Origin of the sequence: Bradyrhizobium sp. AUGA SZCCT0222 (assembly GCF_018130205.1) — a bacterium.
Lineage (GTDB): Bacteria > Pseudomonadota > Alphaproteobacteria > Rhizobiales > Xanthobacteraceae > Bradyrhizobium.
Window position 1 is genome coordinate 25,943 of the sequence record NZ_JAFCLX010000006.1, and the last position, 25,275, is coordinate 51,217.

Annotated in this window: 29 protein-coding genes and 2 tRNA genes; 18 read left to right on the plus strand and 13 right to left on the minus strand. The window is 61.9% G+C overall.

Annotated features, from left to right (window positions below):
- Window positions 1-3: 3 nt before the first annotated feature.
- Together JQ629_RS06775 and JQ629_RS06780 are read right to left on the minus strand one after the other, a co-directional pair.
- Window positions 4-975, minus strand: coding sequence for a glycoside hydrolase family 16 protein (locus JQ629_RS06775; RefSeq protein WP_502752510.1), 972 nt, complete (start codon window positions 973-975; stop codon window positions 4-6).
- A gap of 104 nt (window positions 976-1,079) precedes the next feature.
- A complete protein-coding gene (locus tag JQ629_RS06780) occupies window positions 1,080-1,517 on the minus strand; it encodes a hypothetical protein (protein ID WP_249134868.1) in 438 nt (145 codons plus the stop codon).
- 26 nt (window positions 1,518-1,543) lie between these two features.
- Here JQ629_RS06780 and JQ629_RS06785 point away from each other — a divergent pair, with 26 nt between their 5' ends.
- Window positions 1,544-1,918, plus strand: coding sequence for a hypothetical protein (locus JQ629_RS06785; RefSeq protein WP_212412019.1), 375 nt, complete (start codon window positions 1,544-1,546; stop codon window positions 1,916-1,918).
- Between the two features lie 146 nt (window positions 1,919-2,064).
- Window positions 2,065-2,829, plus strand: coding sequence for a Crp/Fnr family transcriptional regulator (locus JQ629_RS06790; RefSeq protein WP_212412169.1), 765 nt, complete (start codon window positions 2,065-2,067; stop codon window positions 2,827-2,829).
- 162 nt (window positions 2,830-2,991) lie between these two features.
- Here the strand turns inward: JQ629_RS06790 and JQ629_RS06795 are convergent.
- Window positions 2,992-3,066, minus strand: a tRNA-Thr gene (locus JQ629_RS06795).
- Window positions 3,067-3,385: 319 nt separating this feature from the next.
- On the opposite strand from JQ629_RS06795, the gene JQ629_RS06800 reads away from it, so the two are divergent.
- From JQ629_RS06800 to JQ629_RS37000, 14 genes are all read left to right on the plus strand, one after another.
- Complete coding sequence (locus JQ629_RS06800) at window positions 3,386-3,589, plus strand: hypothetical protein (RefSeq protein WP_212412020.1); 204 nt, start codon at window positions 3,386-3,388, stop codon at window positions 3,587-3,589.
- Between the two features lie 77 nt (window positions 3,590-3,666).
- Complete coding sequence (locus JQ629_RS06805; protein ID WP_212412021.1) at window positions 3,667-5,400, plus strand: FAD-dependent oxidoreductase; 1,734 nt, start codon at window positions 3,667-3,669, stop codon at window positions 5,398-5,400.
- A 134-nt stretch (window positions 5,401-5,534) separates the two neighbouring features.
- Complete coding sequence (locus tag JQ629_RS06810; protein WP_212412022.1) at window positions 5,535-6,044, plus strand: hypothetical protein; 510 nt, start codon at window positions 5,535-5,537, stop codon at window positions 6,042-6,044.
- Window positions 6,045-6,169: 125 nt separating this feature from the next.
- Window positions 6,170-6,994, plus strand: a complete 825-nt coding sequence (locus tag JQ629_RS06815) for an alpha/beta fold hydrolase (protein WP_212412023.1) — start codon at window positions 6,170-6,172, stop codon at window positions 6,992-6,994.
- 17 nt (window positions 6,995-7,011) lie between these two features.
- A complete protein-coding gene (locus tag JQ629_RS06820; RefSeq protein ID WP_212412024.1) occupies window positions 7,012-7,671 on the plus strand; it encodes an NAD-dependent epimerase/dehydratase family protein in 660 nt (219 codons plus the stop codon).
- Window positions 7,672-7,923: 252 nt separating this feature from the next.
- Window positions 7,924-9,213: a UDP-N-acetylglucosamine 1-carboxyvinyltransferase gene (murA, locus tag JQ629_RS06825; RefSeq protein WP_212412025.1), complete on the plus strand. Its 1,290-nt coding sequence runs from the start codon at window positions 7,924-7,926 to the stop codon at window positions 9,211-9,213.
- Between the two features lie 97 nt (window positions 9,214-9,310).
- Window positions 9,311-9,766 (plus strand): DUF2948 family protein, encoded by a 456-nt coding sequence (locus JQ629_RS06830; protein WP_212412026.1) that lies wholly within the window; start codon window positions 9,311-9,313, stop codon window positions 9,764-9,766.
- A gap of 249 nt (window positions 9,767-10,015) precedes the next feature.
- Window positions 10,016-11,311, plus strand: coding sequence for a histidinol dehydrogenase (gene hisD, locus JQ629_RS06835; protein ID WP_212412027.1), 1,296 nt, complete (start codon window positions 10,016-10,018; stop codon window positions 11,309-11,311).
- Window positions 11,308-11,811: a UPF0262 family protein gene (locus JQ629_RS06840; RefSeq protein ID WP_212412028.1), complete on the plus strand. Its 504-nt coding sequence runs from the start codon at window positions 11,308-11,310 to the stop codon at window positions 11,809-11,811. Before hisD ends, JQ629_RS06840 begins: the two co-directional genes overlap by 4 nt.
- Window positions 11,812-11,945: 134 nt before the next feature.
- Entirely contained in the window at window positions 11,946-12,413 is a 468-nt protein-coding gene (locus JQ629_RS06845) for an arsenate-mycothiol transferase ArsC (protein ID WP_211997833.1), read from the plus strand.
- 250 nt (window positions 12,414-12,663) lie between these two features.
- Window positions 12,664-13,287, plus strand: a complete 624-nt coding sequence (locus tag JQ629_RS06850) for a Maf-like protein (protein WP_212038174.1) — start codon at window positions 12,664-12,666, stop codon at window positions 13,285-13,287.
- The gene (yacG, locus tag JQ629_RS06855; RefSeq protein WP_212412029.1) at window positions 13,277-13,513 is read left to right on the plus strand and encodes a DNA gyrase inhibitor YacG; all 237 of its coding nucleotides are present in this window, start codon (window positions 13,277-13,279) and stop codon (window positions 13,511-13,513) included. Before JQ629_RS06850 ends, yacG begins: the two co-directional genes overlap by 11 nt.
- Before the next feature lie 200 nt (window positions 13,514-13,713).
- Window positions 13,714-13,789: transfer RNA gene (locus JQ629_RS06860), tRNA-Phe, on the plus strand.
- A gap of 317 nt (window positions 13,790-14,106) precedes the next feature.
- Window positions 14,107-16,758 carry a bifunctional diguanylate cyclase/phosphodiesterase gene (locus JQ629_RS37000; RefSeq protein WP_212412030.1) on the plus strand — a complete coding sequence of 884 codons (2,652 nt, stop codon included), beginning with the start codon at window positions 14,107-14,109 and terminating at the stop codon, window positions 16,756-16,758.
- A gap of 307 nt (window positions 16,759-17,065) precedes the next feature.
- Here JQ629_RS37000 and JQ629_RS06870 read toward each other — a convergent pair whose 3' ends face one another.
- The 5 genes from JQ629_RS06870 to JQ629_RS06890 all read right to left on the minus strand — a co-directional run bounded on the left by JQ629_RS06870 (window position 17,066) and on the right by JQ629_RS06890 (window position 19,858).
- Window positions 17,066-17,827, minus strand: a complete 762-nt coding sequence (locus tag JQ629_RS06870) for an MltR family transcriptional regulator (RefSeq protein WP_212412031.1) — start codon at window positions 17,825-17,827, stop codon at window positions 17,066-17,068.
- Window positions 17,828-17,909: 82 nt separating this feature from the next.
- Entirely contained in the window at window positions 17,910-18,482 is a 573-nt protein-coding gene (locus JQ629_RS06875; RefSeq protein WP_212412032.1) for a DUF4145 domain-containing protein, read from the minus strand.
- Between the two features lie 98 nt (window positions 18,483-18,580).
- On the minus strand, window positions 18,581-19,168 hold the full coding sequence (locus JQ629_RS06880; RefSeq protein ID WP_212412033.1) for a hypothetical protein: 588 nt from the start codon (window positions 19,166-19,168) through the stop codon (window positions 18,581-18,583).
- 190 nt (window positions 19,169-19,358) lie between these two features.
- Window positions 19,359-19,694: a GrlR family regulatory protein gene (locus JQ629_RS06885; protein ID WP_212412034.1), complete on the minus strand. Its 336-nt coding sequence runs from the start codon at window positions 19,692-19,694 to the stop codon at window positions 19,359-19,361.
- A 2-nt stretch (window positions 19,695-19,696) separates the two neighbouring features.
- Window positions 19,697-19,858: a hypothetical protein gene (locus JQ629_RS06890; RefSeq protein WP_212412035.1), complete on the minus strand. Its 162-nt coding sequence runs from the start codon at window positions 19,856-19,858 to the stop codon at window positions 19,697-19,699.
- A 13-nt stretch (window positions 19,859-19,871) separates the two neighbouring features.
- On the opposite strand from JQ629_RS06890, the gene JQ629_RS06895 reads away from it, so the two are divergent.
- Window positions 19,872-20,528, plus strand: a complete 657-nt coding sequence (locus JQ629_RS06895; RefSeq protein WP_212412036.1) for an FABP family protein — start codon at window positions 19,872-19,874, stop codon at window positions 20,526-20,528.
- A gap of 118 nt (window positions 20,529-20,646) precedes the next feature.
- Here the strand turns inward: JQ629_RS06895 and JQ629_RS06900 are convergent, their stop codons facing one another.
- On the minus strand, window positions 20,647-21,003 hold the full coding sequence (locus tag JQ629_RS06900) for a hypothetical protein (protein WP_212412037.1): 357 nt from the start codon (window positions 21,001-21,003) through the stop codon (window positions 20,647-20,649).
- Window positions 21,004-21,882: 879 nt separating this feature from the next.
- On the opposite strand from JQ629_RS06900, the gene JQ629_RS06905 reads away from it, so the two are divergent.
- The gene (locus tag JQ629_RS06905) at window positions 21,883-22,110 is read left to right on the plus strand and encodes a hypothetical protein (protein WP_211994224.1); all 228 of its coding nucleotides are present in this window, start codon (window positions 21,883-21,885) and stop codon (window positions 22,108-22,110) included.
- A gap of 28 nt (window positions 22,111-22,138) precedes the next feature.
- On the opposite strand, the gene JQ629_RS06910 is transcribed toward JQ629_RS06905, so the two are convergent.
- The 4 genes from JQ629_RS06910 to JQ629_RS06920 all read right to left on the minus strand — a co-directional run bounded on the left by JQ629_RS06910 (window position 22,139) and on the right by JQ629_RS06920 (window position 25,168).
- Complete coding sequence (locus JQ629_RS06910; protein ID WP_212265216.1) at window positions 22,139-22,399, minus strand: DUF1488 family protein; 261 nt, start codon at window positions 22,397-22,399, stop codon at window positions 22,139-22,141.
- A gap of 8 nt (window positions 22,400-22,407) precedes the next feature.
- Window positions 22,408-22,491 (minus strand): DUF3309 family protein, encoded by an 84-nt coding sequence (locus JQ629_RS37860; RefSeq protein ID WP_502752578.1) that lies wholly within the window; start codon window positions 22,489-22,491, stop codon window positions 22,408-22,410.
- Between the two features lie 143 nt (window positions 22,492-22,634).
- Window positions 22,635-24,503, minus strand: a complete 1,869-nt coding sequence (locus JQ629_RS06915; RefSeq protein ID WP_212412038.1) for a TRAP transporter large permease — start codon at window positions 24,501-24,503, stop codon at window positions 22,635-22,637.
- On the minus strand, window positions 24,500-25,168 hold the full coding sequence (locus JQ629_RS06920; protein ID WP_212386370.1) for a TRAP transporter small permease subunit: 669 nt from the start codon (window positions 25,166-25,168) through the stop codon (window positions 24,500-24,502). The genes JQ629_RS06915 and JQ629_RS06920 overlap by 4 nt, the downstream gene beginning before the upstream one ends.
- Window positions 25,169-25,275 lie beyond the last annotated feature (107 nt).

The following is a 25,275-nucleotide window of genomic DNA, read 5'->3' on the forward strand; positions in this document are numbered from 1 at the left end:
TGATCAGTATGTATCAATTTGATAAGCCGAAATCCGGTCGATTTCGAATTCCACGACATTGGGAGACAGGCCGTCGACGAATCCGACGCCTTCCATCGTCTTCGAGCCCATCGCAAGGTTGACGATCATGTACATGGGAGCGTCGAAGCCGACCGGGACCTTGATCTCCGACACCGGCTGGCGGTCGATGAAATAGATGATGCGGTCGCGCTGCCACAGCACACCATAATTGTGGAATTCGCTCCGCGTGTCGGCGACCGTGAAGTCGAACCCGCAACGTTCGACCCGCCCGGTGGCCGGAATCCGCCAATGCGTGGTCATGACGATGTTGTCGTGCTGCTGTCCGCGGCCCTCCATGATGTCGATTTCCGGCGGCCAGCCGCCGTCATCGGCGAGCATCCAGAACGCCGGCCACACGCCGACCCCGGCCGGGATCTTGGAGCGCATTTCGAAATAGCCGTACTTCTGCGTGAACTTGCTCTGCGTGGTCAGGATGCCCGAGATGTACTCATTGCTGAACAGCAGGGATTTCAGGTCGGGTGGGGTCCTGCTTGCGATGATCGAGAGGATGCCGCCCCGGACCCGGAACGGATCGAGCCCGAGCGGCACCGTGCCACGCCCGCCATACACCGAATCGACGTAGATCTGCTGTTCGCCATTATAGCTGGTCTTGCGCTTGAAATCGGAGCCTTCGCCGCCCCAGTAGCGCGACTGCGGCCAGGCGGCGCCACCGGCGTAGTGCGGCACCCACCGTGCCTCGACCAGCGGATGCACGTCGAAATCATCGTGGAAGGTCCGATGCAGGGACACCGGCACGCGCGGATCATCCGCTTCGATCTTGCGGCACTGATCGCCGAGCGCGCGGGTCGGCACCTGCAAGGTGAGCTCGGCTAGCGCCAGCGTGGGATCGCTTTGCGGATAGGCCGGCATGGCCGTGAAAAGACAGCCGATCAATGCGAGAGCGTGCGGCCTCAACCTCTTGATCCCCAGGGTTCGCGCGTGCGAATCCCGGGGTTCGCGCATGCGCTGAAGTCGACGGGCGAAACACATAGCAGATCGCGGAAGCGAAAAGGATGCGGCTATTTGATCGTCGCGTTCACCGTAATGACCGACGTGCCGGAGGCCGTCGGCCCCTTGCCCGTTGCCTTGATCACAAAAGTGTCGCTCCCCTTGTATTTCGCCTTCGCCCTGTATTCGTAAGTGGATGCGTCGAGCTTCTTCAACTTGCCGCGTGCCGGCTTTTGCGAAATTTCAGAGCTGGTCACCGTGCCGCGTATCTTGATCGGAAACACGCAGCTTTCCCCGGCCGCGATGTCAATGTCGCCGGTCGAGTTCTCGCCCCAATTCGCCAGTGTCGTTGATGCCGAACAGTCAGAAGCGGCCGGCGCCGAAGATGCCGGCGCCACGCTCGTGGCTGCAACGATCAGCGCCAGGGCCGCGACTTTGGAAAAGCGCATAGTCAACTTCCTCATTTTCATGCAAACCCGATCAAGGTCTCCCCAATTGAGGGCTATCATAATCCGGATTTGGACGCGCGCGTGGCGTGTGGAGCAACGATGCCGAATTGATGGGCATTACGACGGGCGGTCAAGCAAACCGCGCAACAATCACCGAGCCTGATCCTCGGGCGTCGCTAGCCGATCGCAACTCAAAACCGTTTTCGGCCACACGCTGGTCGATCTTATCAAGGCATCGGACAAGATCGCTCGAAGCTGATCGAGATGGCATCCGGGACAGAATAGATGGTGAGTGCGCGCAGATCTTTGAGCGCGGCGATGTCTCGAGTGAGGCAGTGCCAGGAATGGTGCTGCCAGACAGGATTGAACTGACGGTGTCTTTGGCTAATCCTTGCGGAACAAAGGTGGAACGTCTGTGGTTCCTCAAGGTTCGCCTCAGCTTTACTGGCATGGCGCGTTAAGGTACTCAGCAAATGTCGTATCCATGACGGCCGTTCGAAGCCGGCGCGATGAAAGTGGAGTTGGTGTCGGCGCAGCGCAGAAGGCATTCCAGCCAAAGACATTCCAGGAGAGCTGCGTGTTCTTCTGAGGGAGGAAGTCTCTCGTGATGGGACGTCTGGCGAGCGCCGGTAATCGTCTTCTCGCCGCGTTGCCGTTGGCAGACCTCGCGTTGCTCGCCCCTCATCTCCAGAAGGTGTCGCTTGAACAGGACGCCGTGGTGATACGAGCGGGAGATCGACGCGACCATGTTTGCTTTCCCCACAGCGGTGCCATCTCCTTCATGCTCGGCCTTCCGAACGGAGAAGCGATCGCAACTGCGGTAATCGGGCGCGAGGGAGCGATCGGCGCATTATCGGTGCTGGGACCTTCTTTCATGTCGTCCGTGACCGCGGTCGTGCGGGTGGGCGGTACCGCATCGCAAATCTCCGTGTCGCGGTTTCATGCAGCCTACATGAAGAGCGGCGCCATCAGACATGTGGTCGAGGCGCACACGCGGTCGATACTCATGCAGTTCCAGCACGTCTCAGCCTGCAACGGACTGCACTCGGTCGAGGCCCGCATGGCCCGGTGGCTGCTTCACCTGCACGATCGAACCGAGGACAACAACACCCTGCCATTAACGCAGGAGACGCTTTCGCAGTTGCTCGGGGTGCGACGAACGACCGTGACGCAGGTGATTGCCAAACTCCGCGTCTTGGGTGCCATCAAATCCGTTAGGCGAGGCTTGGTCGAAATCGACAGGGCGCGGCTCGAGGAAGCAACCTGTGAATGCTACGACATCATACGCGGTGCAACCGATCGGATCGTCCCGCATGAAGTCGTGGGGTCGCACCCGCATTTTGCGACGGCCGACAAACTCCACGGTGTATGATCGTTTTCAACCTTACATAGCCGCCTGAAGACGGCCACGACGAGGCTCAAGAAATCGTCGTGTTTTCGGGGATCGGCGACGACCTTCGTAGACCCGGACGAGCCGGTCATCACCCCGCGCGGTGGACGCGGGTTGCAGAACATGACGCTGATAGGGAAAAACTGGTGCTGCCAGACAGGATTGAACTGTCGACCTCTCCATTACCAATGGAGTGCTCTACCACTGAGCTACGGCAGCATGCCCGGTATCCGAGGAATCGGCCCAAAAGGCCTCTACAGGCGGCCGGTTCTTGCCACAAGGGCCCCTCCGGTGCAAGCACGCGGCGGGGTCGGGAAGGGCCCAAAACGGCCAAAAATCGACGCGAGGTCGGGCTTTCTGCCACAACCGGGCCATCTCCAGCTCGATCCGGTTCCATTTCCAGCTCCACGGCCTGAGAAGTCGGTTCGGACGAATCATTGGACTGCGACCGGGAGGACGCGATTGCGCGACAGGCGGACGAAACCCAATATGTTCGGACGGTAGAGAGCGCCGCGACGGCGTACGCAACGGACCCGGGATGAAGGACGATCAGGACAAACGCGCAGGGACGGCCAAGCCTGACGTGAAGGATTCGCGACAGCAGCGCTTGAAGCTGGCGCTGCGCGAAAATCTCCAGCGGAGGAAGTCGCAGGCGCGCGGGCGCAGCGATGAAGCTGCCGCACCTTCCGAAAACACCGATGTCTCCCTAGATGACGCAGGCGGAGTAAAGCCGGGCCAGTAGCGGACAGGAAAATTTCCGGCCGCTCGCCGGGTGGCCAGCTCTCCGCAAGAAAGCTGAATTCTTTTTTGGGTGGCGAGATGAGTGCAGACACCACGACAGCCGGTCCGGCGGCCGGCCAGGCCTCCTTCGCGTTTCCGCGCCACGAGCAGACCTTCCCGACGCTGACGCCGCTTGAGATCGAGCGCATGCGCCGGTTCGGCGAATTGCGCAGCTACAAGCACGGCGAAGCGCTGTTCGAGACCGGCAAGCCCGGGCCCGGCATGTTCGTGGTGCTGTCGGGCCATGTCGCGATCACGCTGCGCGACGGCCTCGGCCATGTCACGCCCGTCATCGATCAGTGCGTTGGACAATTCGTGGCCGAGATCGGCCAGCTCTCCGGCCGCGTCGCGCTGGTCGACGGCCATGCCGAGGGCGATGTCGAGACACTGCTGATTCCGCCGGACCGGTTGCGGGCGCTGCTGATGGCCGAGGCCGATCTTGGCGAGCGCATCATGCGCGCGCTGGTGCTGCGCCGGGTCAGCCTGATCCAGGGCGGCGTCGGCGGCCCGGTGCTGATCGGGCCGGCCTCGCTCGGCGACATGGCGCGCTTGCAGAATTTTTTGACGCGCAACGGTCAGCCGCATCATCTGCTCGATCCCGAGAACGACAAGGACGCCGCCGATCTCGTCGAGCGTTATTCGGCCGCGCGCAGCGATTTGCCGCTGGTGGTGTGTCCTGACGGCACCGTGCTGCGCAATCCCTCGGAAACCTCGCTGGCGCTCGCCATGGGCATGATCACCAACCATGCGCATGACAAGCTCTACGATGTCGCCGTGGTCGGCAGCGGTCCGGCCGGGCTTGCCACCGCCGTCTATGCGGCGTCGGAAGGATTGTCTGTCGCGGTGTTCGATTCGCGCGCCTTTGGCGGGCAGGCCGGGGCCAGTGCGCGGATTGAGAACTATCTGGGATTCCCCACCGGCATTTCCGGCCAGGCGCTGGCCGGGCGGGCCTACAACCAGGCGCAGAAATTCGGCGCCGAGATGCTGATCCCGGTCTCCATCCGCTCGCTGGATTGCACGAAGCCCGATGGTTTGTTCGCGCTGGCGACCGAATGCGGGCAGTCGCTGAAAGCCAAATCGGTCGTGGTCGCGAGCGGCGCGCGCTACCGCCGGCCCGAGATCGAAAATCTCGACGCCTATGAAGGTCGCGGGGTCTGGTACTGGGCCTCGCCGATCGAGGCCAAGCTGTGCGTCGATCAGGACGTCGTGCTGGTCGGCGGCGGCAACTCCGCCGGCCAGGCCGCGGTGTTTTTGTCCGGCCATGCGCGGAAAGTCTACATGATCATCCGCGGCGGCGGTCTCGGCGCCAGCATGTCGCACTATCTCATTGAGCGCATCGAAGCGACTGACAATATCGAATTGATCTTCAACGCCGAGGTCGTCGGCCTCGAGGGCGAGGACGCCTCGCTGCGGCGCGTGCGCTGGCGCAGCCGTCTGGCGCCGGACGAGGTGCAGAGCCTCGACATTCGCAATCTCTTTCTGTTCGTCGGCGCCGATCCCGCGACCGGCTGGCTCGAGGGCTGCGGCGTCAAGGTCGATCGCGCCGGTTTTGTTCTCACCGGCGTCCAAAGCAGCTTCCAAGGCAGCGTCCAAGGCAGCCAAAATGCCGAGCGTCCGGTGCCGTTTTTGGAAACCACAGTGCCCGGCGTGTTCGCGGTCGGCGACGTCCGCTCCGGCTCGGTCAAGCGCGTCGGCGGCGCGATCGGCGAGGGCGCGCAGGTGGTGGCGGCATTGCACGGCTTTCTCGCCGACGGCTCGAAGCCGGCGCTCTGATCCGCGTGCGACTTTCGTCGATGCCTCGCGCACTGCCGCACATGCCTGCGTTGCCGAAGCTGCAACGGACGCGTGTGGCAATTTGTTCTGCTGCGTCGTAACGTTCGGCGGGTTTCCAACGAAGGGGGCGCTTCATGATACTCGGTATGAGTACAGCGACATTTGTTCTCGTGCATGTCGTCATCAGTTTGATCGCAATCGTGACAGGCCTCATCGTGATGTTCGGAATGCTCGGCTCGAAGCGGCAGCCGGGGCTGACCGCGATCTTCCTGCTGACGACGATCCTGACCAGCGCCACCGGCTTTGTGATTCCGCCGCTGCTGTTCGAAAAGATGTTGCCGTCGCATTTGTTCGGCCTGCTCTCGCTGGTGCTGCTGGCGATTGCCTGCTTCGCGCTCTACATCATGAAGCTGCGCGGCGCCTGGCGCTGGATCTACGCGCTGACCGCGCTGGTGGCGCTTTATCTCAATGTGTTCGTGCTGGTGGTCCAGTCATTCCTGAAGGTGCCGGCGCTGCACGCGCTGGCGCCGAGCGTGCCGCCGGCCGAGCCGCCCTTTGCGGTCGCGCAGGGCATCGTGCTGGTGTTCTTCGTGATCGTGATAACAGGCGTGATCCGGCGGTATCGGCCGGCGATGGCTGTTTGATTTCGTCATTCCGGGGCGGCGCGTAGCGTCGAACCCGGAATCTCGCTCTATTACTTCTGGATTCCGGGTCCACGCTGACGCGTGTCCCGGAATGACGGCGTAAGAACAATAAGAGGAGTTTCCCCATGCCCATGATCACAACAAAAGACGGCGTCGAGATCTTCTACAAGGACTGGGGCTCCGGTCAGCCCATCGTGTTCAGCCACGGCTGGCCGCTGTCGGCAGACGACTGGGACGCGCAGCTGCTGTTCTTCCTCCACAACGGCTTTCGCGTCATCGCCCATGACCGCCGCGGCCATGGCCGCTCTGCCCAAGTCGGCGACGGCCATGACATGGACCATTATGCCGACGACCTCGCGGCGGTGACGGCGCATCTCGATCTGAAGAATGCCGTTCATGTCGGCCATTCCACCGGCGGCGGCGAGGTGGTGCATTACATCGCCCGCCACGGCGAGAGCCGGGTCGCGAAGGCCGCGATCCTCAGCGCGGTGCCGCCGCTGATGGTGAAGACGCCGGCCAATCCGGGCGGCCTGCCGAAGGACGTGTTCGACGGATTCCAGGCCGCGCTCGCCGCCGGCCGTTCGCAATTCTATCGCGACGTCGCGGCCGGTCCCTTCTATGGCTACAACCGGCCCGGCGCCAAACCGTCCGAAGCCGTGATCGAGAATTGGTGGCGCCAGGGCATGATGGGCGGCGCCAAGGCGCATTACGATGGCATCGTCGCCTTCTCGCAGACCGATTTCACCGAGGACCTGAAGAAGATCAATGTCCCCGTGCTGGTCATGCATGGCGACGACGACCAGATCGTGCCCTATGCCGACTCCGCGCCGTTGTCGGCAAAGCTGCTGAAGAACGGGATACTGAAAACCTACAAGGGCTTTCCGCACGGCATGCCGACCACGGAAGCGGCGACGATCAACGCCGACCTGCTCGCCTTCATCAAGGGATGAGCCAAGCTCACCCTGACATGAAGGTAATTCTGTTCGGCGCCACCGGCATGGTGGGGCAGGGCGTGCTCCGCGAATGCCTGCTCGACACCGGCGTCGAGCGCGTGCTGGTGGTCGGGCGCAGCCCGACCGGGCAGCAGCACGCCAAGCTTCGTGAAGTCCTGCATAAGGACTTCACGGACTTCTCCGCAATCGAGCCCGATCTTGCCGGATATGACGCCTGCTTCTTCTGCCTCGGCGTTTCCTCGGTCGGCATGGACGCCGAGCGCTACCGGCATCTGACCTATGACGTCACGATGGCTGCGGCGAACACGCTGGTTCGGCTCAACCCTGGCATGGTGTTCACCTACGTCACCGGCCGCAGCACGGATTCAACCGAGCAGGGCCCGGTGCGCTGGGCGCGCGTCAAGGGCAAGACTGAGAACGATCTGCTCAAGCTGCCGTTCAAGGCCGCCTACATGTTCCGGCCCGCCGGCATCCAGCCGCTGCACGGCGTGCGCTCGAAGACAGGCTGGGTGAACGCGATCTATGTCGTCGCCGCACCGCTGTTGTCATATCTCGCCCGCACCTCGCCGAAGTTCATGACAACAAGCGAACAGCTCGGCCGCGCCATGATCAAGGTCGCACGCGATGGCTATTCGAAGCCGGTGCTGGAGAGCGAGGATATCAACGCGGTGTAGCCGTCGTCCCTGCGAACGCAGGGACCCATACGCCGCGGCGCCAATTGTTTTTGCACGCTGGTCGACGGCTTCGCGTCAATAATCGATGACCGGGATTATGGGTCCCTGCGTTCGCAGGGACGACGTATCGTGCTTGGCCCGGAATGGCCGTGTGTGGGGAACCCCACCCCATCAAATAGCCGCAAACTTCAAGGCTTTTGCCATTGGGGTTTCGCGGCCCCCATACGTTCTACATAACAAAGGGGGGGTGGCATGGACCGCATTCGGATTGTCGGCGGAAGCCCGCTCAACGGCACCATCGCGATTTCTGGCGCGAAGAATGCCGCGCTGCCGCTGATGATCGCGGGGCTGCTCACCGAGGAAACCCTTGTTCTCGACAACGTGCCGCGGCTTGCCGATGTCGCGCAGCTGCAGCGCATCCTCGGCAATCACGGCGTCGACATCATGTCCGCGGGCAAGCGGCCCGGCGACCGCGAATACCAGGGACAGACCCTGCATATTTCGGCGGCTGATATCATCGACACGACAGCGCCCTACGAGCTGGTGTCACGGATGCGCGCCAGTTTCTGGGTGATCGCGCCGCTGCTGGCGCGGATGCACGAGGCGAAGGTCTCGCTGCCGGGCGGCTGCGCGATCGGCACGCGGCCGGTTGACCTGCTGATCATGGCGCTGGAGAAACTCGGCGCCGAGATCACCATCGACGCCGGCTATGTGGTCGCCAAAGCGCCCGGCGGCCTGCGCGGCGCGTCGATCGATTTCCCCAAGGTGACGGTCAGCGGCACCCATGTCGCGCTGATGGCGGCGACGCTGGCCAGGGGCACGACCATCATCGACAACGCGGCCTGCGAGCCCGAGATAACAGACGTCGCCGATTGCCTGAACAAGATGGGCGCGCGGATCACCGGCGCCGGCACGCCGCGCATCGTGGTCGAGGGCGTCGAAAAACTGCACGGCGCGCGGCATACCGTGCTGCCCGACCGCATCGAGGCCGGCACCTATGCGATGGCGGTGGCGATGACCGGCGGCGAGGTGCAGCTGGCGGGCGCACGGCCGGAGCTGCTGCAATCGGCGCTCGACGTGCTGACCGAGGCGGGCGCCGTCATCACCGTCAACAAGGATGGCATAAAAGTTTCCCGCAACGGTGCGGGGATCAAGCCGGTCAACGTGTCGACCGCGCCGTTCCCGGGCTTCCCGACCGATCTGCAGGCGCAGCTGATGGCGCTGATGGCCTGCGCCGGCGGCTCCTCGCAGATCACCGAAACCATTTTCGAGAACCGCTTCATGCATGTGCAGGAGCTGGCGCGGTTCGGCGCGAAAATTTCGCTCGACGGCGAAACCGCCACCATCGACGGCACCGCGAGCTTGCGCGGCGCGCCGGTCATGGCGACCGACCTGCGCGCGTCGGTGTCGCTGGTCATCGCCGGCCTTGCCGCCGAAGGCGAGACCATGGTCAACCGGATCTATCATCTCGACCGCGGTTTTGAGCGGCTGGAGGAAAAACTGTCGGCCTGCGGCGCCTCGATCCAGCGTATCAGCGACTGACGCGCGTATCCCGCCAAAGCATGTCGTCGGACTTGATCCGGGGATGGGAACCGGTTTTGCGGCTAGGCTACGCCCAAATTAAAGGTAAAGTTGGTGCATGGGTTCGCCTGAACAGCTCAAACTGATCGCGCTCGATTCCGATGATCTTTCGGTGATCTCGGCGCATGTCCAGGATGCCCGTGTGCAGGCCTCCGACATCGTCTGGCGACAGGACGAAAAGCGCCTGGTGGTCGGCATGAACCGCCTCGACTGGGAGCAGACGCTGTCCGGCGGCACCACCCCGCGGCGGACGATCGCAGCATTGCGCTTCGACCGGGTGCTGGCATGCAAGTCGCGCAATATCGACCTGGATGCGCCGGACGCCGTGCTGGAACTGGTCGGGATCGAATTCCACCCCGGCGAGGCCCCCGGCGGCAGCGCCTTGCTGCTGTTCAGCCATGGCGGGGCGCTGCGGCTGGACGTCGAATGCCTGGAATGCGAGCTGACCGACCTTGGCGCCGACGATCTCGGCACCAGCGATATCGGCATCGCGCCGTCGGGGCAGGAGGCCTGAAAAGCCCCGCCATCGTCGTCCCGGCGAAGGCCGGGACCCATAACCACCGCTGTTTGCTGCTGCACCGGACTGTGGCTCCAGCCTTTTCAATAACAAGCGATGGTGGCTATGGGTCCCGGCCTTCGCCGGGACGACGGGGTTTTGGGCTTGCCCCCTTTGAACCATCCTGTCATGGCGGACTCAAAGGGTTGACGGCCCTTGGCCGCCGCGCCATTGAGCATAGGCCGCAAGCCTCCACAGAAAGCCACCATGCCCATTCGCCTGGACAGAAGCAGCGCCGATTTCGACCAGCGCTTTGACGCCTTTCTCGGCGCCAAGCGCGAAGCATCCGCCGATGTCGAGCGGGCGACCCGCGCCATCGTCGATGACGTGGCCGCGCGCGGCGACGCCGCGCTGCTCGAGGCGACCCGCAAATTCGACCGGCTGGACATCGCAGCCTCCGGCCTGCGCGTCACCGCCGCCGAAATCGAGGCCGCGACCAAAGCCTGCGACAGCGCCACGTTGGATGCGCTGAAATTCGCGCGCGACCGGATCGAGATGTTCCATCGCCGCCAACTGCCCAAGGACGAGCGCTTTACCGATGCGCTCGGCGTCGAGCTTGGCTGGCGCTGGAGCGCGATCGACGCGGTCGGCCTCTATGTGCCCGGCGGCACGGCGGCGTATCCGTCCTCAGTGCTGATGAATGCGGTGCCGGCCGCGGTGGCCGGCGTGCCGCGCGTGGTGATGGTGGTGCCGTCGCCGGACGGCAAGCTCAACCCGCTGGTGCTGGCGGCAGCTGAACTCGGCGGCGTCTCGGAAATCTACCGCGTCGGCGGCGCGCAGGCGGTGGCGGCGCTCGCCTACGGCACCGCCACGATCGCGCCGGTGGCAAAGATCGTCGGCCCCGGCAACGCCTATGTCGCGGCTGCCAAGCGGCAGGTGTTCGGCAAGGTCGGCATCGACATGATCGCCGGCCCCTCCGAAGTGCTCGTCATCGCCGACGACACCGGCAATGCCGGCTGGATCGCGGCTGATCTTTTGGCGCAGGCCGAGCACGATGCCAGCGCGCAGTCGATCCTGATCACCGACAGCGAGCGTCTCGCCGCCGAGGTCGAACAGGCGGTCGAAGCGCAGCTCGTCACGCTGCCGCGCGCGGAAATCGCCCGCGCCTCGTGGAAGGATTTCGGCGCCATCATCATGGTGAAAAAGCTCGACGACGCCGTGGAGCTGGCGAACGCCATCGCCGCCGAGCATTTGGAAATCATGACAGCGGACGCCGAAGCATTGTCGGTAAAAGTCCGCAACGCCGGCGCGATCTTCCTAGGAAGCCATACGCCCGAGGCGATCGGCGACTATGTCGGCGGCTCCAACCACGTGCTGCCGACGGCGCGTTCGGCGCGGTTCTCGTCGGGCCTCGGCGTGCTAGACTTCATGAAGCGCACCTCGCTTCTCAAATGCGGGCCGGACCAGTTGCGCGCGCTGGGACCCGCCGCGATGACCCTGGGCAAGGCCGAAGGTCTCGATGCCCATTCACGCTCGATCGGATTGCGTCTCAACCTGTCATGACCAAGCCGCCCGCAGACGAGGATCCGCAGAACCGCATTGTCGCGGTGACGCTGGACGAAGAATCGATCGGGCGTTCCGGGCCTGACATCGAGCACGAGCGCGCGATCGCGATCTACGACCTGATCGAGCAGAATCTGTTCGCGCCTGACGGGGCGGAGAGCGGCCCGTTTACGCTGCACCTTGCCATCACCGGCAACCGGCTGATGTTCGACATCCGCCGCGAGGACGGCACGCCTGTGGTGGCGCATCTGTTGTCGCTGACGCCGTTCCGGCGGATCGTGAAGGACTATTTCATGATCTGCGACAGCTACTATCAGGCGATCCGGACCGCGACCACGGACAAGATCGAGGCCATCGACATGGGCCGCCGCGGCATCCATGACGAGGGCTCGCGCACGCTGCAGGAACGGCTCAAGGGCAAGGTACGGCTCGATTTCGAAACCGCGCGGCGGCTGTTCACGCTGATCTGCGTCTTGCACTGGAAGGGGCAGGACGCATGACCCCGACCCACGTCATCCTGAGGTGCGAGCGAAGCGAGCCTCGAAGGATGGGCCGCAGGGTGTGTCCATCCTTCGAGGCGCGCAAGAGCGCGCTCCTCAGGATGACGGGTCCCCGCACAAGAGAAGCGTAACGCATGGACGCGCCGCCCCGCGCGCGCAATCCGCAGGCCGTATTGTTCTCATGCGGCCTGAACAGCGTGCGTTCGCCGATGGCTGAAAGCCTGCTGCAGCAGATGTTTCCGCAGGCGCTCTATGTGAAATCGGCCGGCGTCAAGAAGGGCGAACTGGATCCGTTCGCGGTCGCGGTGATGGCCGAACTCGGGCAGGATATTTCCGGTCACAAGCCGCAGACGTTCGAGGAACTCGAGGATTGGGAAGGGCTCAATTTCGATCTCATCATCACGCTGTCGCCCGAGGCGCATCACAAGGCGCTGGCGCTGACGCATACGCTGGCCGCCGACGTCGAATACTGGCCGACGCCGGATCCGACCGACACCGAAGGCAGCCGCGAGCAGAAGCTGCAAGCCTATCGCGACGTCTGCGACGGCCTCTCGCTGCGCATCCGCCGGCGATTTTCGAAGGTGGGCGCGGCGAGCGGGTGATTGTCCGTCGGTGTCGTCCCTGCGAACGCAGGGACCCATACGCCGCGGCGGGTATGGTTTAGGGCGGTCGTTGTGAAAGCTTTCTTTCAGCTACACCCGCCGGTGGTTATGGGCCCCTGCGTTCGCAGGGGCGACGCGAGATTTTTCTTCGCAGCAACAACCACTTGCCACCCGGTTGTGAAAACCACGCCCTTCCGATAGGTTCCGCGCGCATTCGCCCCCTCGATTCCTCTGCCTCCCAAAAATCAGCATGCTTGGCCGTCCCAAATTCGTTCTTGCCTCCGGTTCGCCGCGACGGCTCAGCCTGCTCAACCAGGCCGGCATCGAGCCCGACGCGCTGCGTCCCGCTGACGTCGACGAGACCCCGAAGCGGGGCGAGCTGCCGCGCGCCTGCGCCAATCGCCTGGCGCGCGCCAAGGCCGACGCCGCGCTGAAATCCGTGCAGCTCGATGACGAGCTGCGCGGTTCCTTCATCCTCGCCGCCGACACCGTGGTCGCGGTCGGCCGGCGCATCCTGCCGAAGGCCAATCTGGTCGACGAAGCCTCGCAATGCCTGCGGCTGCTGTCGGGCCGCAACCATCGCGTCTACACGGCGATCTGCGTGGTGACGCCGAAGGAAGCCTTTCGCCAGCGCCTGATCGAGACCCGCGTGCGCTTCAAGCGGCTCAACGAGGACGACATCCAGGCCTATATCGGCTCCGGCGAATGGCGCGGCAAAGCCGGCGGCTATGCGGTGCAGGGCATCGCCGGATCGTTCGTGGTCAAGATGGTCGGCTCCTACACCAACATCGTCGGCCTGCCGCTCTATGAAACGGTCACGCTGCTCGGCGGCGAAGGTTTTCCGATCCGCTTCGGCTGGTTGAATGCCAGCTGACCCGCCCAAAGATGCGGGCAAGGATACGGGCCAGGCCGGATCTGGCGTGTCGAAACCGGCATCGAAGTCTTCATCGAAGCCTTGCCCGGAATGCGGCAGGCCCGCCGAGAACGCCAAAACCCTGCCGTTCTGTTCCCCGCGCTGCCGCGACGTCGACCTGAACCGCTGGCTCTCCGGCCGCTACGTCATCCCCGGCAAGGAGAATGAGGCAGAAGACGAGGAGTAGGGGCGATCTTTCCCTCCCCCGCAAGCGGGAGAGGGAGCCTAGTCCCTTCGCGGTGACACCAAATACCACTTATTCCCCAACAATTTGGCGGATAAGTCACAGGCGGGCCGCGCCCGGCGAAGCCAAAGGCGAAGCCGGGTGGACACGGCCCTCTCGCCCCACTATAAACCGCCCGCTCCGGGCCGTTTTCGCCCCGCAGTGCCCAGGTAGCTCAGTTGGTAGAGCATGCGACTGAAAATCGCAGTGTCGGTGGTTCGATCCCGCCCCTGGGCACCATTTCACTCAGTAACGCTGCATCCTAAAAACGCGCCGAGCAACGGCTTGCCGCGGCGTAGCCGTCAGGCGAAGCGCAGGATCGCAGCTATCTCCGTGATGTTACGGGGGGTTTTGACGATAAACATTGAACCTGCACGAACACGAAAACTTAAGGCTGCCGACGCTACGTTCGGGGATTGCAAGATCTTGGCGGTGCCCGGCCGCGTCCATGCGGACCTCGGGCGGTTCAGGCGAAGATAGTCGATGTCATATTTAAAGGCGTTGCTATGCGCTGAGAGCGCAACCGTGGGTTTCCGGCTCGCGCGGGATTGCGTGCTGTGATTCACGCCCGCAGATTGGTCCGCAAAGCTGCAAAGGGAATCCTGCGAAATGCCCCGCTGCAAATCGCGCTGTTCTTTTTGCCGCTGGTGTGGATCGGCTACTTCGCGATCACGTCTTCGGAACGGGCGGAGGCGCTGCAACAGGCGCGGGTGCACGGAAACAGTGTCGCTCAACTGTTTGAGGAAAATACCGAGCGGATATTCGAACGGGTAGATCAGTCACTGCTGGTCGTGCGTGCGCTTTACGCACAGGACCCGGCCGCCTTCAGCCTGAAATTCTGGGCCGGTAAAGCGCAGATGGCGAGCGGCGACGTGGTGCAGTTCTCGCTGATCGGAGCAAACGGCTATTTGTCCGATACCACGACCGGCTACTCCGGCCCGCCGCTCTATCTCGGGGACCGGGAGCACTTCGCCAAGGTGATGGAGCTGGCCGAAGATCGGCTCTACGTCGCAAAGCCGGTGTTCGGGCGGGCGTCGAACAAATGGACCATCCAGATCGCCAGAAAGCTGTTCGACCACGGCAAAGGTCCGGCGGGCGTCGTCGTAGGCTCGATCAGCGTGGATCTGGTCGGCAGGTTCTACGACACCGCAAAGCTCGGTATCGGAGGAACCCTTGTCCTCAGGAATGCCGACTACATCGTGCTCGCCGCGCGGGGAATAGACCAGGGCACGGTGCTCGGACAGCGCAATCCCGGCCTCGTCGAAGGCGCGTTACGGGACAGCTCCTATAGCCAATATTGGAACTGGAGCGGCAGCGAAGGTCGCCCGAACCGGAGCAACAGGTTGGTCACCGCGCGCAGATCGCGCGTTTTTCCGCTGATCTTTACCGCCGGCATTTCGGAGCAGGAGATCTATTCGCGCTCTCAAGCCAGGCAGAAAATCTATCTCGGTGGCGCGCTTCTGCTCACTTTCATCATCCTGGCGGCGACCGCGCTCCACTGGCGAAGACAGAAGGCGCTCGACGGGGCACAGCGCGAATTGCGCGACTCCGTGAGCAAATTCGAGGACGCGCTGCGAAACCTTCCGCAGGGGTTGAGCATGTTTGATGGCCAGGATCGCCTGATCGCGTTCAATCGGCAATGGCTCGATGCCTATGAGCTTTCGCCTGACAACATCAGGGTGGGCATGAATTTCCGCGAGGTGTTTGCAAACCAGGAGGCCGTGAGTGATCTCGACGCCTATCTGGTTGACCTCAAGGACCGGCTCGCCAAATCGGAAAACACCTCGAACACGGTGCAGTTTCCGGACGGGCGCGTCATCTATATTTCCTATGGACGGCGCGAGAGCGGTGGCTGGGTTGCGACGCATGAAGACATCACCGCCCGCAAGGCTTCCGAGGACCGGATCGAGAAGCTGGCGCACTATGACAGCCTGACCGGCCTTGCGAATCGTAACCTGTTCAAGGGGTGCCTTGACGAAGCGCTGGACAAGTATCTTCTGCACCATACGGCGTTCGCCGTGCTCCTGCTGGATCTCGACAAGTTCAAGTCCGTCAACGACGCGCTCGGCCACCACTGCGGCGATGCGCTTCTCAGGCAGGTCGCTGGTCGGATCAAGGCGCAGGCCCGAACCGTCGATATGGCGGCCCGGATCGGCGGTGACGAGTTTGCGCTGATCGTGGTGCCGGGGCCGTCCGCGCTGCAGGACGACGCCGCGACACTCGCCGCGCGCCTGGTCCAGGCCATTGCCGAACCCTATGAAATAGACGGCCACCCGGTCGTGATCGGATGCAGCATCGGTGTCGCCGTGGTGCCCGAGCATGGCACGCGCATCGATGAAATTCTTCGCAATGCCGATCTTGCACTCTACAAGTCGAAGAATGCCGGTCGAAACTGCTTCCATCTCTACTCGCCGGAGCTCAAGGCCGAGGCCGACCAGCGCGACATCCTTGAAATCGAGCTTCGCGAGGCGATCTGGCGCGAAGAGATTGAGGTGTTCTATCAGCCCATATTCGAGCTCTCTACGGGCCGTGCGAAATCGGTCGAGGCCCTCGCGCGCTGGCGCCACAGGACCAGAGGCCTGATCCCTCCCGCTGAATTCATTCCGGTTGCGGAACGGGGGGGACTGATCGGCGAGCTCGGCGATCTGGTGCTCGCCAAGGCGTGTCGCCATGCCGTGATGCTGCCGCATGATATCAAGGTTGCCGTCAACCTCTCTGCTCTGCAATTTGCGGGCGGCACTCTTGTCGATTCCGTCATGGCCGCGCTGGCGGACAGCGGACTTGCCGAGACACGGCTGGAACTCGAGATCACCGAGAGCGTCTTTCTGGCCGACAGCCAGGAAAATCTCAAGACGCTCGAACGCCTGAAGCGGCTTGGCGTTTCCATCGCGCTCGACGATTTCGGCGTCGGCTATTCGTCACTGTCCTATCTGACCGCTTTTCCGTTCAACAAGGTCAAGATCGACAAGTCCTTCATCGACAGGATCGGTCGCGCCGAGACCGTCGCCGTCCTCGGATCGATCGTTCAGCTTGCGAAGACGTTGAACCTTTCGATCGTCGCCGAAGGCGTCGAGACCTACGACCAGGTCGAAAAGATCCGCGCGCTCGGAATTGCCCTGGGCCAGGGATATCTCTTCAGCAAGCCCGTGCCGTTCGGCGAACTGTTGCTGCAGGTGCTTCCGGAGAGCGAGCGGCAGGCGGTGGCTTGACAGGTCGGTGGGGCCTTGCGCCCGGCCGGTTCACCAAAGTGAACGCCTGGCGAGCGTAGCCCGGATGAGCCAACGGGTCGTGCGAATGCGCGCCCGATGACAGGCTCCGCGACATCCAGGTTTTGGTTGGCCCTGGACGGCAACCGCATTTTCTTAGGCCACGCTACTCGAGCTTGCCGAGTAAAGGCCTATCGCGGAGTAGCCAACCGGCGAAGCCGGGTGGCGTGAGACAATGAACGCATGCTAGTTCACCATATTTTATGGACGTGAAATTTTTATTCGCAACTCGGTGTGGAAGTCAGCCCATCTAGTCCTCTGGCGGGATGTTCCATGCATTTAATTCTGCTTGCACGTTCTTGATCTCACTCTGTCGCTCCTTCGGAGCATTCAGCCGCACTATTTCGAGTTTTCCTTCCCACTGGTGACGGATTTGCAAAAGGAAACGCCGACGTTCGCCGCAAGCCGATTCCAGCTCCTCCGCAATTTCAACTAAACGCTTTCGGCATATGGCGATTTGATCGTGCAGCTCACCAACAACTCCAGCAATTAGATGCTCCCCGATCAGTTTGGCCTGGTGACCCCGCTTGGTGATCTGGTTGGTAGTCGATCGCAGCTCTACTAACAGTGATCCCAAGGACGTTCGCACTTTCTCAATGGGCGATGTAGGGAAGTGGTCGTCCATGCTACTGAAGTGTAATGCCTTTATGTGGTCGGCAATCTTTCGGTCGCTGAAAGACGTTGGCTCCCAATTGTGCGCAAATTCGTTCCGAATCCGCCGGAGTCTGTCGAGGTCCGCACGCTGACGCTTTGTGACCAAGCCTAAAGAATAGGCCATCATAATGCGCGCGGAAAATGTGCCGAGTGGCGCGTTGAAACCCTCAAGCAGTCGCTTCGCTGGATCACCAGAAATCAGGAATGCTTCGATAAGATCACCTAACGCTTCCTCTGCGAAAGCAGCCAATGCAAGGATCAGCCCCCGCTCGTCCAACTGCCCCAAAATTCGGCTTAGACGATTTAGGTTGCCAAAAACCAAGTCTTTATCAGCCTCAGCGTTCTTAGCTTCGCTCATAGCTCACTCGCTCTTGAGTTCGCCGACTTTGAGATATTCCGAGATGGTATTCACTCTATGTGCAGTGCCTGCCTCACCGCTCTCAACTGAGAAGCCGTATGAGGCCGGTAATGTCGTCTGTTAGCTTTCCAAAACGTAAAGCTTCATCTTTCGAAAACTCATTTCCGTCTTGGCTGTGCGCAGCACGGTTTCCGATTACGCGCAGGTCGTCCAACAGCGCAGACGTTTTTTCGTCAATAACATTTTGCTGACGCAGAGCACGGATAGCGCTCGTCAAGGGCAATGTCTTCCATGACTTGGCGATTGAAGTCGAAACGTACGGCTCGGCCGCAGTTTTAACCACCTGTTCTAGTTCAGCTCGTTTTTCGAGAATTGCTGCTCTTGGGGAATGCTCGGCTACCTTCTCAAAGCGGCTTTTTTCCTCCGGCGTCGGTTCTAGATCTGGCGACGGTGGTGGAGGCGGAATAAGAGCCGCTTCTTTCTCCGCTTGGTCCAAGCGGAAAGAAACGTCGAAGTCTCTATATTTCATGCGAAGGAATGGGAGCAAAGTGTTGAGTTTTTCTCGAAACAGCCAAACGCACGCTACCGCCGCTGCCGGCCACGCCAATGAAACGAGCGATTGAAACATCGCTGCGACAAACTGATAGCCGTCCATGAGAATCCCCAATGCAGTGATGCATCATAGCACACCGCTGTAACTATGCTTGTCTCGGCAAGAGACAGAATCGGAGCGAGAGTCGCGCGGTGGGATAACTATTTGGTGCACGTCAAATTGAAGGCGGTCCATCCGCATCCGCCACCGCCGTTGTTCTGTGTCTGCACCTTGGTCATTTTATCCTTCGAGCCGCAAAGATCATTGGCTAAGTCATCCCAGGCTTTCTGGCTCCATGCCCGGTAAGTATTGCATCCGTACTTGATGTCAGCACCCGAGAGGCAATTATTACCGCCGCCTTCTCCGAAACAAAGCTTGAAGGAGGTTTTACCGGGAGGCTGTGGAGGAGGTGCCGGTGGTGGGACTGGCGGCGCAGGTTGGTAGCCGACAAATATTGCTGCAATTACAATCAGGGCGAACAGCGTGGTTAGAATGTATCCGATCGAACCGGGAAGCGGCTGCCCGCTGCGGGAAGTATCCTTGGTGAGAAGCCAGCCGATTGCGGCTATACCTGAGATACCGAACGTAAAGACCAAGAGCGCGAAGATTATTGCGAATGCCTGCGCTTGGGACAGTCCGGGAAAAATACCCAGCTCGAGCACGCGGCTGTTGAGTAGCAGAAATACGCCGAGTGAAATGCCTGCTAGGCCAGCGACGCCGCCTAGCACCTTAAACAGATTGGGTTGCATTCTGGGCCCCATGCAAAGCGTCATGCTACCGCGGCGACCGAAAAACACAACCCCAGATATAATTTTGGAAAGATTCCCACCAACGCGCGCTTGGCGCATCTGCTTTGCATTGCGGTAACAGTGAGCTAGTTACGTGACAGCGAGCTAAACATTCTCGAACGCACGGCACGCGCAGCCCGGTCGACCAAACTCACCCCTCCACCAACAACCGCAACACCGCATCATACCGAATACCCTGCTCACCAACGAGCGCCATAGCATCCACCTTGGCGCCAGCGTCGTTGTAGGTGCCAAAAAATCCGATGTACTGGACGCGGGCCACCATCGGTCGGTCTGTCGGGGTATGTTCGTTGCTGGTCATCTTGCCTTTCCAGCTTCCACCCGAGCATTCATAGCTGCCGGTGTAATAGACATACGCGTCGCCGCCATGGATCTGGCCGTCGCGGAAGATCAGGATGCCGCCAACGTCATCGGCCACGCCATCGCGGGATTTGGCATGTAACGAATAGAGCCCGTTCTTGATCATGATTATTTCCACGCCTGATTACCGGCAAACATTGCGGGCGCATACAAGCTGCTTTCCTGCGCGACTTGTCGCTCCGGGATGCGCAATTTAAGCTTATAGCTGGCGGACACCGAAATGGCGACGTAGTCGCCCGGGAAGCCTGATATTGCCGAAACCGCGATCACGCGAGGTTTTCCTATGCTGCCCATTCCCGCCGACATCTTTACCGAGCCTGACAACGTGTCGCCTGATAGCCTCGCCAATCTCGGACCGCTCCGTCATCTTGCGGGTGTCTGGCAGGCGGGCAAGGGCGTGGACGTCAACCCCAAAGCCGACGGCCCGGAGCGCCGGGTGTTTCGCGAGCATATCCGGATGGACCCGATCGACCCGCAGGCCAACGGACCGCAGCTGTTTTATGGTCTGCGCTATCACATCCACATCAACACGCCGGAGGAAGACATCACCTTCCACGACCAGGTCGGCTATTGGCTCTGGGAGCCCGCAACCGGCCTGATCCTGCAAAGCGTGACCATTCCGCGAGGCCAGGTCTTGCTCGCAGCGGGCCATGCCAAGCCGGATGACAGGAAAATCTCCGTCACGGCCAAGCGCGGCGATACGCGTTACGGAATCTGCTCGACGGAATTTTTGGACGAAGCTTTCCGCACGGAAAGCTACCGGTGCGACATCACCTTCAACGACGATGGAAGCTGGACCTATCTCCTTGAAACCGAACTTCTGGTGAAGGGGAGAGACCAGCCCTTCAATCATCACGACACCAATACCTTGAAGCTTGTTGCGGCGGCGACACCGAATCCGCTGGCTGTTATCCTGAAGGATCGCGCGGAGAACTCGTAGGATGGGTAGAGCGAAGCGAAACCCATCATCTCTCCCCGTGCAAGCATCGACGGGCTTCGCGGGGTTTATCATCGGGCCGGCCGAAGGCCGGACCCGTTGGCTCTCCCCACCTTACGATCTACTTGTCGTACGGTCCGCCCGCTACCGGCTCCGCCAGATGCAGGAATTCGTCGAACGCGGCGGCGCCTTCCGCAAGGGTGTGGCACGCGCGACTGTCAATAAAGATTTGCGCGTCATGGTCGAAGATCTCGACGATAAAAAGGGGCTGCCTTGCGGCGCAAGCCGCTGAGCCTGCGTGCATGCGAATTTCATAGTCGCCGATCCACGCCAGCGAAATCGCCTCACCCTCGGGGCGGGACACCAGGCTGACATAGGCTCGGGAAATTCGCAGCGTTGTAAAATTGTACTCCAACGCACGTCCCACAACGAAACCTCGCGCTTTGTTGGTCGGCCGCACGATTACCAGCCCCGCCATTACGGGACGCTGGCGGTGAAATTAATGTTTCGAAAGATGGGCCGCGGAATGACTGCCTAATCTGGACGCCGTCCTCTCCCGTCATTGCGACCCGGTGGCTCGCAATGACGACATGGAGACAGTAGTGCGACAAATTAACCCGACGGACAAAATTCCGCTTTCCTCGTCGGGCAAATCATCTCTACGAATTTGCGCATCCCGTCCTATCAAGAGGGGCGTCGGCCGTCGTCACGACGAGGGGCGGGTTGCGGTGGACGTGACAGTTGCGATTGACGGTCGCGGCTGAAGCGTACGGCGAAGGCGTGTGGTCCTGGCGCCCGTAACGGCGTCAAGTCCCGCGGGAGCTAACGCTTCCGAGGGGCGACGGTGGCAATAGAGGCCGTCTCACCGGGGAGAGCGCGTTATAAGCCGTAAAGCCATTGCGCAGGGAAGGCCGGATGCTCTCCGCTGGACCTGTATGCTCGTGTGCGCATTCTTATGCACAATTGCACACGGGACCGCGGGTGCAGCGCGCACCCGGTCTTCCCTGCGCCCTCTCGTTTCGAGGGCAAGGAATTTTCTGGCAAAGCTCGGGCGCAATGCGCCGCGAGAACGTGAAGGTGTATCCGCCGTCATTGCGAGGAGCGAAGCGACGAAGCAATCCATGCTTCCGCGGGTGGATAGATGGATTGCTTCGCTTCGCTCGCAATGACGGCTTTGGCTGTTTGACAATCAAATCAGTAACGCTGCACCGGGCCTCCCACCGCGCAGCCTATCCCCCGAAGCCCGGGCCGCGCCCGGCGTAGCCCGCAGGGCAAATTAACCTCTGCGGCGATCCTTCACACCAGGGTCGCATTGGAGTCACGTTGTCGCGCTACATGAGCGCCAACGGGAGTGCGCATGACCAAGATTTCGCCGAACAACTTCAATCCGGAACTGGTTTCAATGATGAGATCGGTGCTGGAAGCGGCGTCGGCCCATGTCGACAGCGCGTCGGGCAAGCCAGCCACGCCGGCGATCAAGGTCAAGATGGCGTCGCGCATCCTGGCAACCGCGGCGGCAGGCATCACCGACGCCGGCCAATTGCAGTCGGCCGCGATCGAAGAAGGGCTGTGCCCGGCGGATTGAGGCGCGCCTGCCTTAGAAAGCTTTGCCTTTAGAAGTTTGCCACCCCGAGATCGTAAGAGCCGCGGCTGCCGCGCACGTAAACGCGGGCGGCTGCGGCGCAGATCTTGTCGCGGTTGGCGTCGAACGCGTTCAGAAAGCCCGATTCATCGAGCGGCACGTCCGGCTGGATTCGCGCCAGCGCCTCCTCGTTGACATAGAACGAGGCCTCGATCGCGCTGTCATAGCCCCAAAACCGGACGGCGCGTCTTGTGTGGTCATAGCTGCGGCTATGGTTCGGAAAATCGATCATGGTGATTTTCACCAGTGGCCACGGCTACGACCCCAATATCCGCCGCCACCCAACAAGAGCACTACAAGAACAATAATCAGGATCATTTCCATCGGAATTCTCCGCTGGCGCCAACGGCTGTGTTCGCCGCGCGCCGGAGGATTCAACGGCCCATTCAGGTCATTGTTCCCGGCAAACCGCGCCTAACCGCCGCAGGCCACGGCAAATCCGGGCATACGGCCCAGCGTCCGCCGCCTCAACCGCCGTACAGATATTTCGGCAGCCACAGCGTCATGCCCGGCCACATATACATGATGACCATGCAGATGATCACGATGAACATGTAAGGCATCATGCCGGAAAAGATCTGGTTCAGCGTGACGTGCTTGGGCGCGACGCCTTTCAGGTAGAACGCCGACATCGCCACCGGCGGCGACAGGAAGGCGGCCTGCAGGTTCACGAACACCAGCACGCCCCACAGGATCGGATCGACGCTGAAGTGCTTCAGCATCGGCAGGAAGATCGGCACGAAGATCACGATGATCTCGGTCCATTCCAGCGGCCAGCCCAGCACGAAGATGATCGCCTGCGACAGGATCATGAACTGGACCGGTGTCAGGTTGAGCGACAGCACCCAGCTCTCCAGCAGCGCCTGGCCGCCGAGTATAGCGAACACCGCCGAGAACAGCGCCGAGCCGACGAACAGCCAGCACACCATCGAGGTGGTCTTGAGGGTGAGGAACACGGCCTCCTTGGTCTTTTTCCAGTTCAGCGTGCGGGCATGGAACGCCAGCAGGAAGGCGCCGGCGGCGCCCACCGCCGCCGATTCCGTGGCGGTCGTGATGCCGAACAGGATCACCGCGAGCACGATCACGGTCAGCAGGCCAAGCGGCATCACCGAGGTGATCAACAACCGCAGCACCTCGAACTGCTCGGCCTCCATGATCGCGTAATAGTAGAACAGCAGCAGCAGCAGGACGGCGGCCGTGAACCCGAAATACAGGTAGAAGCCTTCCGGCGGACCGGAGGCCGACGGCGGAGCGGTGGTTTCGCTCTGCAGATTACCCATCTGCTGCAGCACCTCGGGCTCGCCCTTTTTGGCCGCGCCGGACTGCTGGACCGAGCTGCCCAGTTCCTGAAGCTTTTCCTCGACCGGCTCGCTGCTCGGCGCGCCCTGTCCGAGCGGGGTCGGAGCCTCGCTGCGCTCGATGGCGGTGGGCGCGTCCGGCTGCTGGTGGATCACGACGTACCACCAGATGCCCCACAGGGTGCCGAGCGTCATGACCAGCGGCACCAGCACGAACGACAGGCTCTTGAGGATCGTGCCGTAGCCGAGCCGTGCGCCATCCACCGTGATGGCAAGGGCCCGCGACGGGGCCACAGTCGCGGCCAGCAATGCCGGCAGCATTTTTCGCGAGTAGAGCTGCTGGACCTGCGTCACCCACGGCCGCACCGGTACCCGGGTTTCACTCTCCGGCAGCTTCGGCGCGATTTTGGGGTTAATCAGCGCCCAGCCGATGATGTAGACGAGGTAGAGGAACGCCAGGAAGAAACTCGGAAACATCGCCGCGGCGTACAGCTTCACCACCGATTGCCCGGCGACCGCCGCGTAGACGATGATCATGACCGAGGGCGGGATCAGGATGCCGAGCGTGCCGCCGGCGGTGATGACGCCGGAGGCGAGTTTCACGTCATAGCCGGCCTTGAGCATCGGGTTGAAGGCGATGACGCCCATCAGCACCACGACGGCGCCGACGAGGCCGGAGGCAATGCCCCAGAAGGTGCAGACGATCAACGAGGCGACCGCGAGCGCCGCCGGCACGCGCCGGAACGCCAGCTGGATCGCGTAGAACATCTTGTCCACCAGCGCGCCGCGTTCCATCACGTAGCCCATCAGGACAAACAGCGGGATGGAAATCAGGACGTCGTTGGTCATCGCACCATAGGTGCGCTGGACCATCAGGTCGAAGATGTGGTTATCGGCCCAGGATTCGCCGGCGCGGTAATAGGCGAAGAAGCCGAAGAACATGCCGAGCCCCATCAGCGTGAACGCCGTGGGGAAACCCATGATGATGACGACGACGATGAGTCCGAGCATCAAAAGCCCGAGTGCCGGATCGCTCATCGCTGCACGTCCCCGCCCAAGCCGCGCTGGCGCGCGCTCTCCTCGATGTTCTGCGCATGCTCGATCGCGCTTCGGCGCGCTTCGTCGTCGACATGCTCGCTCAGCGCCAGTTGCTCCTCGACGACGTCGATTTCGCTGACGTCCTTGAGGCGGCTCGGCCACACGCCGGTCTTGAGGCAGATGACGCAGCGCGCGATTTCAGCGGACCCTTGCAGCAACAGCAATATGCCCGCCAGCGGGATCATCGCCTTGAAATGATAGACCGGCGGTCCGTCCGCGGTCACGTTGGAGTGCTCGTTGATGCGCCATGACAGCGCGGCATAGTCCCAGCCCGCATAGGCCAGCGCCGCGATGCCGGGCAGGAAAAACACGATGTAAAGCACCAGATCGAGCCCGGCCTGGGTGCGCGGCCGCATCGAGGAGTAGAGAAAGTCGCCGCGGACATGGGCGTTCTGCGCCAGCGTATAAGCGCCGCCGAGCATGAACGCCGCGCCGTACATCATGTTCGACGCATCGAAGATCCATGCGGTCGGCATGTTCAGGATGTAGCGCTTGAAAACCTCGGCGCAGACGAGAAGCATCAGGCCCATCACCAGCCAGGCGGCCGCCTTGCCGGCAAAGGTGCTGATACCGTCGATGGTATGCAGAAAACGGTCGCTGTTCATGAAATCTGGACTGCTTGGTACGGGCTGCTCAATAAAGGGCTGCTGCTTGGTACAGGAATGATCCGGGCGAAGCCGGGCGTAATGGCCGACCTGAGATCCGGCGCCGC

Coding starts and splice junctions, on each gene's coding strand:
- JQ629_RS06780 (WP_249134868.1), bottom strand. CDS start 1,517: ATGATAGCCCTCAATTGGGGAGACCTTGATCGGGTTTGCATGAAAATG.
- JQ629_RS06790 (WP_212412169.1), top strand. CDS start 2,065: ATGGGACGTCTGGCGAGCGCCGGTAATCGTCTTCTCGCCGCGTTGCCG.
- JQ629_RS06800 (WP_212412020.1), top strand. CDS start 3,386: ATGAAGGACGATCAGGACAAACGCGCAGGGACGGCCAAGCCTGACGTG.
- JQ629_RS06805 (WP_212412021.1), top strand. CDS start 3,667: ATGAGTGCAGACACCACGACAGCCGGTCCGGCGGCCGGCCAGGCCTCC.
- JQ629_RS06810 (WP_212412022.1), top strand. CDS start 5,535: ATGATACTCGGTATGAGTACAGCGACATTTGTTCTCGTGCATGTCGTC.
- JQ629_RS06815 (WP_212412023.1), top strand. CDS start 6,170: ATGCCCATGATCACAACAAAAGACGGCGTCGAGATCTTCTACAAGGAC.
- JQ629_RS06820 (WP_212412024.1), top strand. CDS start 7,012: ATGAAGGTAATTCTGTTCGGCGCCACCGGCATGGTGGGGCAGGGCGTG.
- murA (WP_212412025.1), top strand. CDS start 7,924: ATGGACCGCATTCGGATTGTCGGCGGAAGCCCGCTCAACGGCACCATC.
- JQ629_RS06830 (WP_212412026.1), top strand. CDS start 9,311: ATGGGTTCGCCTGAACAGCTCAAACTGATCGCGCTCGATTCCGATGAT.
- hisD (WP_212412027.1), top strand. CDS start 10,016: ATGCCCATTCGCCTGGACAGAAGCAGCGCCGATTTCGACCAGCGCTTT.
- JQ629_RS06840 (WP_212412028.1), top strand. CDS start 11,308: ATGACCAAGCCGCCCGCAGACGAGGATCCGCAGAACCGCATTGTCGCG.
- JQ629_RS06845 (WP_211997833.1), top strand. CDS start 11,946: ATGGACGCGCCGCCCCGCGCGCGCAATCCGCAGGCCGTATTGTTCTCA.
- JQ629_RS06850 (WP_212038174.1), top strand. CDS start 12,664: ATGCTTGGCCGTCCCAAATTCGTTCTTGCCTCCGGTTCGCCGCGACGG.
- yacG (WP_212412029.1), top strand. CDS start 13,277: ATGCCAGCTGACCCGCCCAAAGATGCGGGCAAGGATACGGGCCAGGCC.
- JQ629_RS06870 (WP_212412031.1), bottom strand. CDS start 17,827: ATGAGCGAAGCTAAGAACGCTGAGGCTGATAAAGACTTGGTTTTTGGC.
- JQ629_RS06875 (WP_212412032.1), bottom strand. CDS start 18,482: ATGGACGGCTATCAGTTTGTCGCAGCGATGTTTCAATCGCTCGTTTCA.
- JQ629_RS06880 (WP_212412033.1), bottom strand. CDS start 19,168: ATGCAACCCAATCTGTTTAAGGTGCTAGGCGGCGTCGCTGGCCTAGCA.
- JQ629_RS06885 (WP_212412034.1), bottom strand. CDS start 19,694: ATGATCAAGAACGGGCTCTATTCGTTACATGCCAAATCCCGCGATGGC.
- JQ629_RS06895 (WP_212412036.1), top strand. CDS start 19,872: ATGCTGCCCATTCCCGCCGACATCTTTACCGAGCCTGACAACGTGTCG.
- JQ629_RS06900 (WP_212412037.1), bottom strand. CDS start 21,003: ATGGCGGGGCTGGTAATCGTGCGGCCGACCAACAAAGCGCGAGGTTTC.
- JQ629_RS06905 (WP_211994224.1), top strand. CDS start 21,883: ATGACCAAGATTTCGCCGAACAACTTCAATCCGGAACTGGTTTCAATG.
- JQ629_RS06910 (WP_212265216.1), bottom strand. CDS start 22,399: ATGATCGATTTTCCGAACCATAGCCGCAGCTATGACCACACAAGACGC.
- JQ629_RS37860 (WP_502752578.1), bottom strand. CDS start 22,491: ATGGAAATGATCCTGATTATTGTTCTTGTAGTGCTCTTGTTGGGTGGC.
- JQ629_RS06915 (WP_212412038.1), bottom strand. CDS start 24,503: ATGAGCGATCCGGCACTCGGGCTTTTGATGCTCGGACTCATCGTCGTC.
- JQ629_RS06920 (WP_212386370.1), bottom strand. CDS start 25,168: ATGAACAGCGACCGTTTTCTGCATACCATCGACGGTATCAGCACCTTT.